A 13,944-nucleotide genomic window follows, 5' to 3' on the forward strand; every position below is an offset into this window, starting at 1 on the left:
TATAACATTGTTTTGTTTAACATGCTGCAAACCAACACAATGATATAACGCTGACAAACCTCAGAAAGCAATAATATTTCGGTCTGCGTTGAATAACCCTAATTGCTTGAATCTAAGTCCGATTCAAGGTCATTCTTCATACATTTGAAGTGATAATCTCCGGTTTCGGGAATATCAAGTGCTATTTTGCAGACTCCGCATGTCCGGAGATTTTTAGACAGATATTTAATCGAAGCATCTTTTAATTCATGTGGGAATATAATATGTATGAATGTAGCTCTGTCTATAAGAGAAATGTTCAATCTCTCTCCGATGTTCCACACAAAGTGCATCAGGTCGATAGAACGGAGGGGATTATCTAATCTTGAACGGATTGGCTTGTATAATTCAGATTGTCCGTGTGCGAAATACTCTATGTTTTCATGCAGAATTTCAAGATTTTCTTTTGAGAGAAATTCAGTCATTACAAAGGTGGTGTATTCATGAATGACACGTTTAATGTCTGCCTGTCTTTCGGATTTTTTACGTTCAACCTCAGCCACACGTTCTTCATAATTATCCATATAATCTTGTTTTACAACACTTTCTGCAACTAAATTTACCGGATTTATGTCCTTGTCGTTTGGACACTCCGGTTCAATCTCCTTAATTTGTTCAGTTAGTTTAGCAGGAAAAGGTTTTGCTTGCTTGCCAAAAGACAAACTTAATTCATTCTTTGTAATGAATCGGAAGAAGAAATGCTTAAGTACTCCACAAGCGAGTATCATTGCCGTAATATATAGGATAACTGGAGTGGAATACTCCATCATGTCGATATGGCAATTAAGATATAAATAGGAGTCTGTTGACCAATAAAGGATGACACTTACTGAAAGTATGAAACTGGTTTGTTGAGGAGTGATTTTAATACTATTCGTCATAAACTGATACTGTTTGAGTTTTACAATAAGACAAATGTATATGCAGATTTCCAAATAGTCGCTGTTTGTAATGGATAATCGTTCAGGATTTAAGAAAAAATATGCTCAGAGTATGATTTAGAGCAAAATATCATATTCTGAGCAATAAAAACGGGATTATTTGAACCTTAACTCTTACTTGCGGATTAAAGAAATTCTGTTGCTGGCTTCACGCTTGTTGCTGTCCACAACTTTCATGTACCGTTGTGTCGTGGTAATACTTTTATGTGCCATGTTACTTTGAATGGTACGTATGTCTGTGCCGGCTGCTCCTTGAAGTGTTGCGTATGTTCTTCGGTAGGAGTGGAAAGTGATATTCTTGGTAATACCGGCTTCGCGAATCCACTCTTTCATGGGTTGCTGTGTCCAACTTCGTTTCAATCCTTTAAATACTAATCCGTTTTTTTCCGGAGAATAGCCGATTAATTGCAGGGCTTCGTCGCTGATTGGAATGATGTCCTCTGTTTTGGTCTTTTGGGTAATTGTATGGACACATTTTCCTCCAGCTGCAAAGTCAACGATTTCATGCCATTGTAACGATAGTATGTCGCTGATTCTAAGACTGGTCAGACATGAGAACAATGCCGCTGTTTTCAGAATCGGCTTTTTGCAAGGTGTTTCTGCCAATTTGTATAGTTCTTCCACACTTAGATAATCTTTTGGAGTATCTTCTGTTGCGATTTTATCCAAAAAGTCATTGATATTGGTTGTGATTAGCCGATTGCGATAAAGGATTTTCAAAAGTCCCCTGAATGTTGACCAATAGCCGGAAGCAGAGTTCTTTGAAATGCGACCGTCACGCCTGAGTTGCTTGGCATTTAGCAGATACTCACGAAACTTATTACAAAGGTCAATATCAATTTCTTCAAAAGTACATTTGCCATGAACGAAGTTGTAGAAATGGTGGTACACAAATTCCCATTTTTGGTCATGCTTACGAAGCTGTCTGCGGTAGTATTCCAAAAAATCCGCTTTGAGTTTGTGCCTGTCAAAGAAATCATACCTGTCATTTACGATAGATTCAAAGCGTCTGCATCGGATGGCTTCTGCCTTTTCAGACATAGTGGCATTGAAGTTACGTTCGCGCTCGTTCTTAGGATTGGCATAAATATAAATGTTCAATCCTTCGTGGCGGATGGTTTTCATTGTTTCCTGGTCACGATAGCCTGGATAATAATCCAGATAGTAAGAAAGCATCCCGTTTTTTAAAGGACGTGTTCTCAATGTTACTGTTTTACATTCTAACATGGTTACAATTATTATTAGTTTATACTTGATTTGCTGCAAATGTCCGTAATGACTTGACACAGACAATGCTCATTTTTAGAATCATTTTCTGGTCTGCCTAAATTCAGACTTAGGCTTATTTTCTGACACCCATTACATGATCAAATTCTACTTTCAGGAATCTCACGAAACGACCTTTCTTCTTACGTTTGATTTCGTGGAACTGCAGAATACCATAGACAGAATCCCGTGTGAGATTGTATTTCTTCATGGCTTCCTGCACGGTGTAGTACTCCGAAGCATTATCTTCGGCAGTCTGCTTGGATAGGTCAAAATGTAGCTTCGAGTAGAATATCTGACCGTGTTCTTTTTTGGACGGGATGTTGTTACGATAGACATGGGAGCGGATGGCAACTCGACTCATCCCATACTTTTGTTCAATCTCATCAGGAGTGTACCACTCGGTCAGTGCATCGTCTGTCTTGTATTTGGCAAACGCAGTATCAATATGCTTTTTGCTGTAATAGTTGAACTGGCGAATACGGATTTTGGGGATATTGTTCTCTCTTGTATATGCCCAAATCCATTTTTGCGATACTTTGTACTTTTCGGAAATTTGCTCGGCAGTGTAGTACTCAGTTATATCAAGATCATCTTTTACTCTTCTTCGTTCATAGGGGCGGGTTTTGAGCATCAGTTCAATATCGGCTCTGCGAATGATTGACATTCTTGCACTGATTCTTGAAGCTCTCAACTTATCCTCTTTGACGAGTTTGTAAATGTATTGGCGAGAAACGCCCATCAACTGTGCGGCTTGTGCAAAAGTAAAGTAGTCTTGATGGTCAAGTTTACTTTTTACTTCTATCAAATCCTGTAACTCACGAAGTTCGAGTCTTCGTTCTCTCATTCGGTGTTTGTAGCCTTGACTGGCACATTGGTGGCTACAATAATTAGTGGTTGTTTTCTTCGCAATGAATGGTTTTCCACACCATTGGCAAATTCTTTTTACTTCCATGTTGTTTTCTCCATATTTTTAGTGAAACCATATAATTTTAATTTCGCTTTTTGTCTACCTATGTAAACCATTGTCAACACATGTTGTTGACTACCTCAGTGTGACATCGGGGACAAACCCCAATTTGTTTCGCGGTAGAAATACGGTAGAAAAATATGGTGAACAACACTATCCAATCGCTATGAACTGGATTTTGGATAAATAAAAAAGCCGCTGAAATTCAGCGACTTCGTTATGGTTTGTTCTAATTCGTTGCGGTTAATTGCGATATATCATTTTCCGATGCAAAAATGCTGAAATATATTCCCCAACACCTGATCCGTCGTAACCTCTCCTACGATATCCGATAAATGGAATATACACTCCCGTAAATCTTGCGAGATGAAATCCCCGGAAAGGCTGGAGTTCAAACCTTCTTGTACCCTATGTATAGCTTCCAGCGCATGCGTAAGCGCCTCGAAGTGGCGGGCATTCGTTACGATGATGTCGCTTTGGTGGAGGGTGGGGATGGAAGATACTTCCGTGAGGAGTTGTTGTAGCTCTGCGATATGCAGCTTGCCTTTGGCGGAAATAGCGATTTGATGCCAGCCTTCGGTGGGGAAAGAGAAGGTCGGGAGAGAGGATACGGGTAATACATCGCATTTGTTCATCGCTAAGATAACAGACTTATTCGTTAATCTCGGAGCTATTTCTTGATAGAAAGCCTCGAAATCTTTGAGGTCACGGGTTAAGTCGTACATGAGGATGACGATTTGTGCTTGGTCTAGAGCCTTGAAACTACGTTCAATACCAAGAGCTTCGATCGTATCGCTTGTTTCACGGATACCGGCGGTGTCGATGAAACGGAAGAGCTGGCCGTTGATATTGATCGTATCCTCGATAACGTCACGGGTCGTTCCGTGGATGTCGCTGACGATCGCTTTATCCTCGTTCAACAAGGCGTTTAGTAAAGTAGATTTGCCGGCATTCGTCTCACCGATGATGGCGACGGGAATACCGTTTTTGATAGCGTTACCTACGCTGAAAGATTGGGCGAGTTTGGAGATGACCTGTTCGATATGATCCGCAAGCGTGCGAAGCTCGCTACGATCAGCGAACTCTAATTCCTCATGGTCACTGAAATCCAGTTCCAATTCCATGAGAGAGGTGAAATGGAGCAGTTGGTTTCGAAGTTCGGCGAGTTCCCTACTGAAACCACCTCGCATCTGGCTTAGAGCCAAACGATGTTGGCCGGCCGAAGTGGAGGCGATTAAATCCGCAACGGCCTCCGCTTGGCTAAGGTCCATCTTGCCATTCATGAAAGCACGTTGCGTATATTCACCCGGTTGCGCTATACGGCATCCGCTGGAGATAAGGGATTGCAGGATTTGTTGTTGGATATACGTCGAGCCGTGGCAGGTGATTTCCACCGTATCCTCCCCCGTGAAAGAATGGGGGGCACGGAAAACAGCGGCGATCACCTCATCTATGGTTTCGTCATTGTTACCGACGATGGAACCATACGTTAAGGTATAAGCCTTTTGGGTAGATAAACTCTTACCTGCCTTCTTCGGCCGGAATATCCGATCACAAATCTTGAAAGCATCCGGCCCGGAGACACGGACCACTGCGATTCCTCCTACTCCCGGAGCTGTAGATATAGCGCAAATTGTACTCATTCCGTCTATTAAACCGTTATTAATTCATACGCTTGAGAACCCAGTCCGATTTCCTCCGCATAACGTAGGCCGGCTTGCCAGTTCGTATCCGGATGAATCAAATGGAATTTATCCTCTCCCTCAAGGTGTTCGTGAGGATGAGTCTCGGCTAATTTATTACCTCCGATGATAGGAGCGTTGATAACCATATCGGCGCAAGCCTTATCCAAGGCCACCGGATCGAAAGATGCGGCGATCCCCAAATCAGGGATGATGGCGGCATCGTTATGATTCCAGCAATCGCATTCCGGAGATACGTTCATGATAAAACTAATATGGAAATGGGGCTTGTCTGCTAATACGGCTTTCGTGTACTCGTCGATCTTGTAATTCAATCGCTCGGAAGTATCACCTTCGCCCATTACGGCACCGTCGTACTGGCAAAGAGCCACACATTGCCCGCAACCTACACAACGCTCGTAATCAATTTCGGCCTTTCGGTTGTTATTCAAATGGATGGCATCGTGAGCGCAGTGCTTTACACAGATGTTACAGCCTTTACAAGCCTCCGTATCAATACGAGGCTGTGAGGCACAATGTAATTCCAGTTTACCGCCTACGCTGGCGCATCCCATCCCGAGGTTTTTCAGCGCACCGCCGAAACCGGCTTGCTCGTGACCTTTGAAATGGTTCATGGAAATGATGATATCGGCGTCGGCGATAGCGGCACCTATTTTCGGGGCCTTGCAATATTGTCCGTCGATCTCGATTTCCCGGTAGTCCGTACCTTTCACGCCATCGGCGATGATAACGTTGCAACCGGCGGACATGGGATTGAACCCATTTTCCATGGCGCTTTGAAGATGATCGACAGCGTTGGAGCGGCGGCCCGAGTATAAGGTGTTACAATCGGTAAGGAACGGTTTCGCGCCTAATTCACGTAACAGGCTTACCAAGCGAGCGGCGTAATTAGGACGAATGTATGCCAAATTCCCCGGTTCGCCAAAGTGGATCTTAATGGCTACAAATTGATTTTTGAAGTCGATATTGGCGATACCGGCACGTTTTACCAGACGTTCCATCTTATCCAGCAGGTTGCTGCTGGGGGTCGTGCGTAAATTAGTAAAGTAGACTTTGGATGTATTCATCTTTTTATTGGTTTAGTGTTGACAAAGGTACGAAAAACACGGAACATTTTTTATATTCGCGTAAAACAGATTTGTATATGGACTTGCTTCAGCGGAATCATCAGCTATTGTTGAAAGGAATAAATTGTACATTCCTGCGTTATTTGCATGCACGGATAGAGTGGGAGGATCGGTTAATCGGCATCTTCGGCTCTCGAGGGGTTGGTAAGACTACCTTGTTGTTACAGCATATTAAGTTGAAATTTGAAGATTCACGGGAAGCCCTGTATGTGAATCTGGATGATTTCTGGTTTGAGACACATTCATTGACCGATGCGGTTAAGGAGTTCCTGCAAGCCGGGGGGCATTATTTGTTTTTGGATGAGATCCATTTCTATTCGGGCTGGATGGAAGAGGTCTCAACTTTATTGGATGCCAACCCCGCCTTAAAGATTGTTTTCGCTACCACTTCTTTGTACTCGCAGACAGAGGTGCGGAACGGGTTAAGGCATGAGGCTGCTTTTTATACCATGCATCCGATGTCGTTCCGTGAATTCCTTTCTTACGAAAGCATTCTGGATAAAGATCCCATTCCGTTGGAGGATATCTTAGCGAACCATCATGATTTGGTGAAGGAGATCAATGCGGAGATGAATATTGTGCCGATTTACCGGAACTATCTGGAACATGGATGTTATCCTTTTTATTGGCAAGACCCGGATATGTATTATTTCCGTCTGCAAGAATTAGTGAGAAAAGAGATTTGCCGGGATTTGCCTTCGGTGGTTTCTATTTCGATGAGTAATCTGGAACGAGCTCAAAAATATTTTATGATGGTGGCTGAGTCGGCTCCTTTACGTCCGAAATCGATTGATGTAACCCGTAAGACAAATATGCTTCGTCAGCAAAGCGATAGCCTGTTGCGTTTCTTTCACGATGTGAGGCTTATTTATTACTCGGCAGACCAACTGGGAACCACTCCGGCCAAGCAGAAAGTCTTTATGGGGGATACCAACTTGCTGATCTCTTTTTTCGGAGATAAGGAGAATCGGCAATTGATGTGTGAAACCTATTTCTTAAGCCAGATGCGTTCCGTGGCGAACGTGGAATTCATGGAGAACGGAGATTTCTTGATTGGCGGTAAATATATCTTCGCCGTAGGTGATCCCTTAAGGGGATATGATCGTCTCCGCTTCGTACCCGACGCTTATGCGGCTATCTACGGGTTACCGAAAAGCGTGTTTAACCGTATGCCGGCATGGATATTAGGATTTAGTTATTGAGAATTTAAAAATAGGATTACTATGTTAGAATGCATGAAGAATAGAAGAAGTATCCGTAAATATACGGATCAGGATATCCCGGAGTCTTTGCTGAATGAATTATTGGAAGTGGCTACTCGTGCCTCGAATACAGGAAATATGCAATTGTATAGTGTCGTGGTTACCCGCGACCCTGCGAACAAAGAGAAACTGGCTCCGGCTCATTTTAACCAACCAATGATTACGGGAGCCCCGGTGGTACTTACTTTTTGTGCGGATGCGAACCGTTTCGTGAAATGGGCGGAGTGCAGGAAAGCGGAGGCCGGATTCGATAATTTACAAACGTTTATCGCTTCGACGATAGATGCGATGTTGTTCGCCCAGAGTTTCTGCAATGCCGCTGAGGAAAAAGGCTTAGGCATTTGCTATCTGGGTACGACGGCTTATAATGCGGACCAGATCATTGAGGCGCTTTCTCTTCCCCGTCTGGTTGTCCCGATCGTTACGGTTACGGTGGGTTATCCGGCAGAGCCTATACCCGCTCAAGTAGAACGTTTACCATTGGCGGCTGTGGTACAAAACGAGACTTATACGGACTTTACTCCGGCTTCCATCGATGCCTTGTATAGTGAGAAAGAGGCATTAGAGGTGAATAAGCAGTTTGTAAGGGAGAATAATAAGGAAACACTGGCGCAGGTCTTTACGGACGTACGCTATACGAAGAAAAATAGTGAACATTTCTCCGAGGTGCTCTTGAAGGTATTGAAACAACAAGGATTCATGAAGTAAGCCCTAATACTTCTACCTTATAGTTCATAAAGAGTCCACTCTCGAGTACGCCCGTAATCGACTTGAGAGTGGATTCTGTATTTTCAGGGATATAGTCCATCCATACGTCTAGGATCATATTGCCATTCTCGGTAATGATCGGTCCATCCTTACCTTGCCCCATACGAAGTTTTATCTCACCGGGATTCAAACGCTGGAGTCTGTCCTCTACATAGGTGAGAGCTTCCGGGAAAATCTCTATCGGGATCGGGAATTTAGCTCCCAGCCTCTCCACTTTCTTGGAAGGATCGACCAGTATATAGGTCTGCGGACTGGAACTGATTAATAGCTTTTCCTTGAACATGGCGCCTCCACGCCCTTTGATCAAGTTAAAGTGGGAATCTACTTCATCAGCCCCATCGAAGGTCCAGTCCGGCTTGTGGGAAAACAGGCTGGTAACCGGAATGCCTAGCTGGGCGCAAGTCATCCGGATTTCTAATGAAGTGGGGATCGCCAAGATGGAAAGACGTTCCGTCCGGATACGTTCCGCTATGCGAATCAACGCTAGATAGGAGGTAGAACCGGAGCCAACACCTATGACTTGTCCGTTTTCGACTTTAGATGCGATAAGGTCCGCTATCTTTATTTTATCTTCCTTATGGGAGATCTGATTCCCCCATTCCAACGTATCGATTAGTGAATGATCCCACTTCATAGTCTTGATATTATTATATACGGTCTAATACAGTTTCAATCAGTTCCTCCAAAGAACCTTTATAATCCGTATTCATATGATTATCCACACGTCCGGCGATAATACAACATACGGTCATTGCCCGGTGTCCCATGAGAGCGGCCAGACCAGCTAAAGAGGAGCTCTCCATCTCGAAGTTCGTAATCTTTCGCCCGTTGTACTCGAAAGCCTCTATTTTCCGGTTCAATTCCGGATCAGTCAAGGGCAATCGGAGCTCGCGCCCTTGCGGCCCGTAGAAGCCATTGGCTGCGATAGTCGTTCCCCGGATAATATCATTACGGGTGATTTGCTCGATCAACGATGGATCTGCCGATACGACATAAGGCCATATGCCGCTAAGCCGCCAATCAAGCTGTTTTATTAATTCAGATTCCAAGTCTGCGTCACGAACGGAATTACTATTTGCGTAGAAATAAATGACTCCATCGAATCCGATCGATTTCTCCGCAGCTACGTAAGTCCCAATCGGGACAAATGGCTGTAACCCTCCGGAAGTCCCGATACGAACTAGGGAAAGTTGCTTGAATTCCGGCTTGATCGTACGGGTTGAGAAGTCAATATTAGCGAGAGCGTCCAACTCATTTAATACGATATCAATATTATCTGTACCGATGCCATGGGATACAACCGTGATACGTTTTCCCTTGTATTGGCCTGTGATGGTATGAAACTCCCGGCTGGAAACCTCACATTCCTGAGACTCAAAATAGGAAGCGACGGTTGTAACTCGTGCGGGATCACCAACAAGTACCACACGATCCGCGAGTTGTTCTGGTTTTAAATGCAGGTGGAAAACACTACCATCTGAATGGATCGCTAATTCTGAAGCGGGGATTGTTCTCATATTCGATCAGCTAATTAAGTTTACTTTTAATCATAAAAGGGCAAGGTGCGACCCTGCCCTTGGAGATAGTTCCATGTATATAACTATTTTAGTCCTTTAATGGTTTTGATGGAGTACCGGTCGGTTTAGCTATCGCTTCACGCATAGAAGTGTCCGCCTCGATGTTCTTCATCTTGTAATAGTCCATTACGCCTAGGTTTCCTGTGCGGAAAGCGTCTGCCATTGCCTTGGGAACTTCCGCTTCTGCCTCGATCACCTTGGCACGGGCTTCTTGTGCTTTCGCCTTCATCTCTTGCTCGAGGGCGACAGCCATCGCACGGCGTTCCTCGGCTTTCGCCTGAGCGATATTCTTATCCGCTTGAGCTTGATCCATTTGCAAGAAAGCGCCGATGTTCTTACCTATATCGATATCGGCGATATCGATGGAAAGGATTTCGAAAGCTGTTCCGGCGTCAAGCCCTTTGCGAAGCACTAATTTCGAGATGGAATCCGGATTTTCCAATACGGTCTTATGGCTTTCGGATGAACCAATGGAAGATACGATACCTTCACCTACACGGGCTAAGATCGTCTCTTCTCCGGCACCACCCACTAATTGCTTGATATTCGCACGAACGGTGACACGTGCCTTGGCGATTAACTGGATTCCGTCTTTTGCTACCGCTGTTACCGGAGGGGTATCGATCACTTTCGGATTTACCGACATTTGTACAGCCTCGAATACGTCACGTCCGGCCAAGTCGATAGCGGTAGCCATCTGGAAAGGAAGGTCGATATTCGCTTTCGACGCGGAAACCAGCGCATGCACTACTTTCTCGACATGTCCACCCGCTAAATAGTGCGCTTCCAGCTCGTCGCGTGTAAGCGTCTTTATTCCTGCCTTATGCGCTTCGATCATCGCACGAGTGATGATGTAGGGAGGAACCTTTCGGATACGCATCAAGAATAACTGGATCAAGGAGATATTGACTCCCGATACTTTGGCCGAGATCCATAACAGGAACGGCACATAATAGAAAAAGATTGCCAGCAGAAGTACTGCGGCCCCCAATAGGATAAGTGGCAAAAAGGTTATTTCCATATATATAAAATTAAGCGTGAATATTTGTTTCTTCTTTAGGACGGACAATTACGTTGTAACTGTCTACCCTGATCACTACGATCGGCGTGTTCTCATCGATTAATTCGTCTTGAGATTTCGCTTCCACGTTAATACCTTTAATCCGGGCCTTGCCGATAGGGGCTAAGCGTGAGAGCGTGATCCCCTCGTCTCCGGGTTCTATTCCGAGATCCCTGCTGGATATCAGCTTGGAATCGATATCTGTCTTTAAAGCGATCTTGTTAAAAGACCGGGAACGCAATAACCAAGCGAAGATTATTCCGAATGTAATGATTGATAAGGATAAAGTCAGATGCCCTACCCATATACCTACCGTATAAGCGAAAACGACTCCGCCGATAGCGAAAATAGCCCCGCCTATACCCGCGAGTGTTATTCCCGGAAGAAGGAATATCTCAGCCAGTATCAGTAGGATGGCCGCTACCATGAGGAAGACGATGATGGCTATGTCCAGTAGCATAGTTCTTCTTATTTATGGTTGTTTCTTAGGTATACGATCTCTGCGTTACGTGCCTTTTTCTCCCATTCGTCCGGTTGAGCGAGCAGGTTGTTTAACTTTTCTTCCGCATCAAGAATCGTAGGCTTCAGTTGTTCTCGCTTCGCCTTATTCCCTTTGATGTAGCTGGCTCGTAAACTCTCTAGTTTCTCATTTAGCTCCTTGATCTGTCTATGGATGGAAACTACTTTCTCGTAGTAGTTCTTCGCTTCCGGACTTTGGATATCGTCTAAGGTGTAATAAACGATATCATCATGGATCGGGAACGTGAAATCTTTCTTTATTTCTATACGTCCATAAGGAATCTCGGTATGAGCTAAATGAATAAGCTCTTCGTAATTCGATCCGGGTTTCCATGAATCCTTGATCGAGGCAATAGAGGCCCGGGCACGTTTTAGTTCGATATCCTCGCTATCTACTCGCTCGCGGTTGTCATTCGGGATGAATAGGTATACGCAGACTTTTCCTTCCGGTTGATAGCGGTCGGAAACGAACCATCCCAATTGCTTGGCTTCGTCGATCACCATCATATAATCGTTAAACGGGGAGTTATAGGGCATGCCCAATTGCTCCGGTGTAAGATAAGTATCGGAATTGATGTTGTAGCGAGTGACGAATAAATCATATCCGCCCAGAGAGCCGTTCCCTTTGGATGCGTAATAAATCGTTACGCCATCGGATAGCACGAATGGATACCCATCGTCGGCGTCACTATTGATATTCATCGGTAACTGTTTCTCGTCTCCCCATTGATCCATGAGCTTGGATTGGGTAAAAAGACAATTGTGGTTACCGTCTGTCGAGTGGGCGTAATAAATCTTATCCCCCTTCTGGTTCATGTATACCGATGAGTTGCCCGGATCGTTAGTCTGGAAGAAATCTTGGTAAGTGGTCAACGTACCGCTTTCCTCGCTTAAGGTATAGGCTGATAAGAAATCATCTTTATCAACGACCAAGCTATCGATAATCTGGACATTCTCTACCTTATCAAGCATACGGCTTGCTTTGTTCGCCAAGTCCATACGGATCTGGTAAGGCTCCACATCTTGTTTCTTTTTTGTTAGGAGGGTGATGTATTCGTCGAACATCTCCTCGGCTTCGTCAAAACGATAGGTCTGGTAGTATACTTCTCCAAGGTATCGATAAGCGTCTTGTACCCTACGCTTTACGGCAACCTTAAGATGTTTCTCCGCTCCTGCTAAATCTCCGGTCTCGAAACAGCAAACACCATACCATTGATTGTAAGAGGCATTGCTTGGCGCTTGTTTCACTAGTTTCTCGAACACAGGTTTTGCTTCTGCGTATTTCCCGTCGTTATATAATTTTTTTGCCTGATCAAGACTTTGCGCATGTAGTTGCATTCCTCCGCATAGGAGTGTAACTCCTAGCGTATAAAGCAGCTTTTTGGATAACCGTTTCATTTTGTCTATTCTAGATTATATAGTTATGCAGTTTCAAAGATAAGAATATTTTTGTAGAGGCATACAAATCGAAAAGATAAATATATAATTTTGCGCCCGTAAAGGAAGTATATGGCAAAATTGACAGAGGACGAACGTTTGTTTCGCAAGATAGAGGATAAGGTAAAGAGAGCGATTTTCGACTATGGCTTGATCAATGATGGCGACCGGATCTTGGTCGGGTTGTCCGGAGGAAAAGATTCCTTGGCCTTGGTGGATTTACTGGGGCGCAGGTCGAAAATCTATTGTCCTCGGTTTGAGGTCGTGGTAGCACATATCGTGATGACGAATATCCCTTATTGTTCGGATCGGGAATATCTTAGAAGTTGCGCAGAGGAGCATGATTTGCCTTTCATTGTCCATGAGACAAGTTTCGATCCTTCTACGGACACTCGCAAATCCCCCTGCTTTTTATGCTCTTGGACTCGCCGGAAAGCTTTGTTTGAGATCGCTAAGGCTCATAAATGCAATAAGATTGCGCTAGGGCATCATCAAGATGATATCCTAGAGACACTGTTGATGAACCTGACCCACCAAGGGGCTTTCGGAACAATGCCTCCCCGGTTGAGAATGGATAAGTTTGATATGGAGATTATCCGTCCGATGTGTCTGGTGGAAGAGAGGGAGTTGATTCAGGTCGCCGTATGGAAAGGGTACCGGAAACAATTGAAGAACTGTCCTTATGAGTCGGGTTCCAGTCGTTCGGATATGAAAGAGCTGCTGAGAAGTCTGGAAGCGATCAATCCGGAGGCTCGTTACAGCCTTTGGGGGAGCATGACGAATATACAAGAAGATTATTTACCTCGAAAAATAAGATAATATGCAAAGTGTTTATACAATTTTATTGTTGATCGTGTCTAATATTTTTATGACATGCGCTTGGTATGGTCATTTGAAGATGAAGCAACAGTTTAGCTGGTTCGAGCATCTTCCTTTGTTTGGCGTAATCCTGTTTAGTTGGTTTCTCGCTTTTTTTGAGTATTGTTTCCAAGTACCGGCGAATCGCATCGGTTTCCGGGATAACGGGGGACCGTTCAACTTGATTCAATTGAAAGTGATCCAAGAGGTGATTACGTTGGTGGTATTCGTGGCCTTCAGTACCATCGCTTTTAAGGGGGAGTCGTTTAAATGGAACCATGCGCTTGCTTTCGTATTCTTGGTAGCGGCGGTTTATCTGGTTTTCAAGAAATAAAGTCGTTGCATTTGGCTTTGATAATCAGCGGAAAACCTTGATGCCTATTGTAAGATGCTTACAATGCCTATTCAAGCATGTTT

14 protein-coding genes are annotated in these 13,944 nt (G+C 44.2%); 4 read left to right on the forward strand and 10 right to left on the reverse strand.

Features of this window, described 5'->3' with window-relative positions; all coding sequences use genetic code 11:
* Positions 1-98: 98 nt before the first annotated feature.
* The 5 genes from DWX84_RS01465 to DWX84_RS01485 form a co-directional block, all read right to left on the reverse strand.
* Positions 99-920: a hypothetical protein gene (locus tag DWX84_RS01465; protein WP_122377393.1), complete on the reverse strand. Its 822-nt coding sequence runs from the start codon at positions 918-920 to the stop codon at positions 99-101.
* A gap of 174 nt (positions 921-1,094) precedes the next feature.
* Positions 1,095-2,207 carry a site-specific integrase gene (locus DWX84_RS01470; protein WP_122377398.1) on the reverse strand — a complete coding sequence of 371 codons (1,113 nt, stop codon included), beginning with the start codon at positions 2,205-2,207 and terminating at the stop codon, positions 1,095-1,097.
* Between the two features lie 115 nt (positions 2,208-2,322).
* Positions 2,323-3,201: a helix-turn-helix domain-containing protein gene (locus tag DWX84_RS01475; RefSeq protein WP_122377394.1), complete on the reverse strand. Its 879-nt coding sequence runs from the start codon at positions 3,199-3,201 to the stop codon at positions 2,323-2,325.
* A gap of 272 nt (positions 3,202-3,473) precedes the next feature.
* Positions 3,474-4,859 (reverse strand): tRNA uridine-5-carboxymethylaminomethyl(34) synthesis GTPase MnmE, encoded by a 1,386-nt coding sequence (mnmE, locus tag DWX84_RS01480; RefSeq protein ID WP_048927560.1) that lies wholly within the window; start codon positions 4,857-4,859, stop codon positions 3,474-3,476.
* A gap of 8 nt (positions 4,860-4,867) precedes the next feature.
* Positions 4,868-5,986 (reverse strand): DUF362 domain-containing protein, encoded by a 1,119-nt coding sequence (locus tag DWX84_RS01485; protein WP_008780034.1) that lies wholly within the window; start codon positions 5,984-5,986, stop codon positions 4,868-4,870.
* Positions 5,987-6,063: 77 nt separating this feature from the next.
* Between DWX84_RS01485 and DWX84_RS01490 the strand changes: the two genes are divergently transcribed.
* Positions 6,064-7,248 (forward strand): AAA family ATPase, encoded by a 1,185-nt coding sequence (locus DWX84_RS01490; protein WP_005854357.1) that lies wholly within the window; start codon positions 6,064-6,066, stop codon positions 7,246-7,248.
* Positions 7,249-7,269: 21 nt separating this feature from the next.
* A complete protein-coding gene (locus tag DWX84_RS01495; protein WP_005854358.1) occupies positions 7,270-8,016 on the forward strand; it encodes a nitroreductase family protein in 747 nt (248 codons plus the stop codon).
* On the opposite strand, the gene rpiA is transcribed toward DWX84_RS01495, so the two are convergent.
* The 5 genes from rpiA to DWX84_RS01520 form a co-directional block, all read right to left on the reverse strand.
* The gene (gene rpiA / locus DWX84_RS01500; RefSeq protein ID WP_005864338.1) at positions 8,006-8,710 is read right to left on the reverse strand and encodes a ribose 5-phosphate isomerase A; all 705 of its coding nucleotides are present in this window, start codon (positions 8,708-8,710) and stop codon (positions 8,006-8,008) included. The genes DWX84_RS01495 and rpiA overlap by 11 nt on opposite strands.
* A gap of 13 nt (positions 8,711-8,723) precedes the next feature.
* Entirely contained in the window at positions 8,724-9,593 is an 870-nt protein-coding gene (locus DWX84_RS01505) for a nucleoside phosphorylase (protein WP_005864339.1), read from the reverse strand.
* Positions 9,594-9,681: 88 nt separating this feature from the next.
* Positions 9,682-10,674 carry a flotillin-like protein FloA gene (gene floA, locus DWX84_RS01510; protein WP_005854361.1) on the reverse strand — a complete coding sequence of 331 codons (993 nt, stop codon included), beginning with the start codon at positions 10,672-10,674 and terminating at the stop codon, positions 9,682-9,684.
* 10 nt (positions 10,675-10,684) lie between these two features.
* Entirely contained in the window at positions 10,685-11,173 is a 489-nt protein-coding gene (locus tag DWX84_RS01515; protein ID WP_005864342.1) for an NfeD family protein, read from the reverse strand.
* Between the two features lie 8 nt (positions 11,174-11,181).
* Positions 11,182-12,630 (reverse strand): tetratricopeptide repeat protein, encoded by a 1,449-nt coding sequence (locus DWX84_RS01520; protein WP_005864344.1) that lies wholly within the window; start codon positions 12,628-12,630, stop codon positions 11,182-11,184.
* 111 nt (positions 12,631-12,741) lie between these two features.
* On the opposite strand from DWX84_RS01520, the gene DWX84_RS01525 reads away from it, so the two are divergent.
* Positions 12,742-13,488, forward strand: coding sequence for a tRNA 2-thiocytidine biosynthesis TtcA family protein (locus tag DWX84_RS01525; RefSeq protein WP_005864345.1), 747 nt, complete (start codon positions 12,742-12,744; stop codon positions 13,486-13,488).
* Between the two features lies 1 nt (position 13,489).
* The gene (locus DWX84_RS01530; protein WP_005854365.1) at positions 13,490-13,861 is read left to right on the forward strand and encodes a DMT family protein; all 372 of its coding nucleotides are present in this window, start codon (positions 13,490-13,492) and stop codon (positions 13,859-13,861) included.
* Positions 13,862-13,944: the final 83 nt, after the last annotated feature.

It is taken from the genome of Parabacteroides sp. AF21-43, from assembly GCF_003635435.1.
Classification (GTDB): domain Bacteria; phylum Bacteroidota; class Bacteroidia; order Bacteroidales; family Tannerellaceae; genus Parabacteroides; species Parabacteroides distasonis.

Excerpts from the sequence above, each read along its gene's own strand:
- DWX84_RS01465 (WP_122377393.1), bottom strand. The coding sequence starts at position 920 with ATGACGAATAGTATTAAAATCACTCCTCAACAAACCAGTTTCATACTT.
- DWX84_RS01470 (WP_122377398.1), bottom strand. The coding sequence starts at position 2,207 with ATGTTAGAATGTAAAACAGTAACATTGAGAACACGTCCTTTAAAAAAC.
- DWX84_RS01475 (WP_122377394.1), bottom strand. The coding sequence starts at position 3,201 with ATGGAAGTAAAAAGAATTTGCCAATGGTGTGGAAAACCATTCATTGCG.
- mnmE (WP_048927560.1), bottom strand. The coding sequence starts at position 4,859 with ATGAGTACAATTTGCGCTATATCTACAGCTCCGGGAGTAGGAGGAATC.
- DWX84_RS01485 (WP_008780034.1), bottom strand. The coding sequence starts at position 5,986 with ATGAATACATCCAAAGTCTACTTTACTAATTTACGCACGACCCCCAGC.
- DWX84_RS01490 (WP_005854357.1), top strand. The coding sequence starts at position 6,064 with ATGGACTTGCTTCAGCGGAATCATCAGCTATTGTTGAAAGGAATAAAT.
- DWX84_RS01495 (WP_005854358.1), top strand. The coding sequence starts at position 7,270 with ATGTTAGAATGCATGAAGAATAGAAGAAGTATCCGTAAATATACGGAT.
- rpiA (WP_005864338.1), bottom strand. The coding sequence starts at position 8,710 with ATGAAGTGGGATCATTCACTAATCGATACGTTGGAATGGGGGAATCAG.
- DWX84_RS01505 (WP_005864339.1), bottom strand. The coding sequence starts at position 9,593 with ATGAGAACAATCCCCGCTTCAGAATTAGCGATCCATTCAGATGGTAGT.
- floA (WP_005854361.1), bottom strand. The coding sequence starts at position 10,674 with ATGGAAATAACCTTTTTGCCACTTATCCTATTGGGGGCCGCAGTACTT.
- DWX84_RS01515 (WP_005864342.1), bottom strand. The coding sequence starts at position 11,173 with ATGCTACTGGACATAGCCATCATCGTCTTCCTCATGGTAGCGGCCATC.
- DWX84_RS01520 (WP_005864344.1), bottom strand. The coding sequence starts at position 12,630 with ATGAAACGGTTATCCAAAAAGCTGCTTTATACGCTAGGAGTTACACTC.
- DWX84_RS01525 (WP_005864345.1), top strand. The coding sequence starts at position 12,742 with ATGGCAAAATTGACAGAGGACGAACGTTTGTTTCGCAAGATAGAGGAT.
- DWX84_RS01530 (WP_005854365.1), top strand. The coding sequence starts at position 13,490 with ATGCAAAGTGTTTATACAATTTTATTGTTGATCGTGTCTAATATTTTT.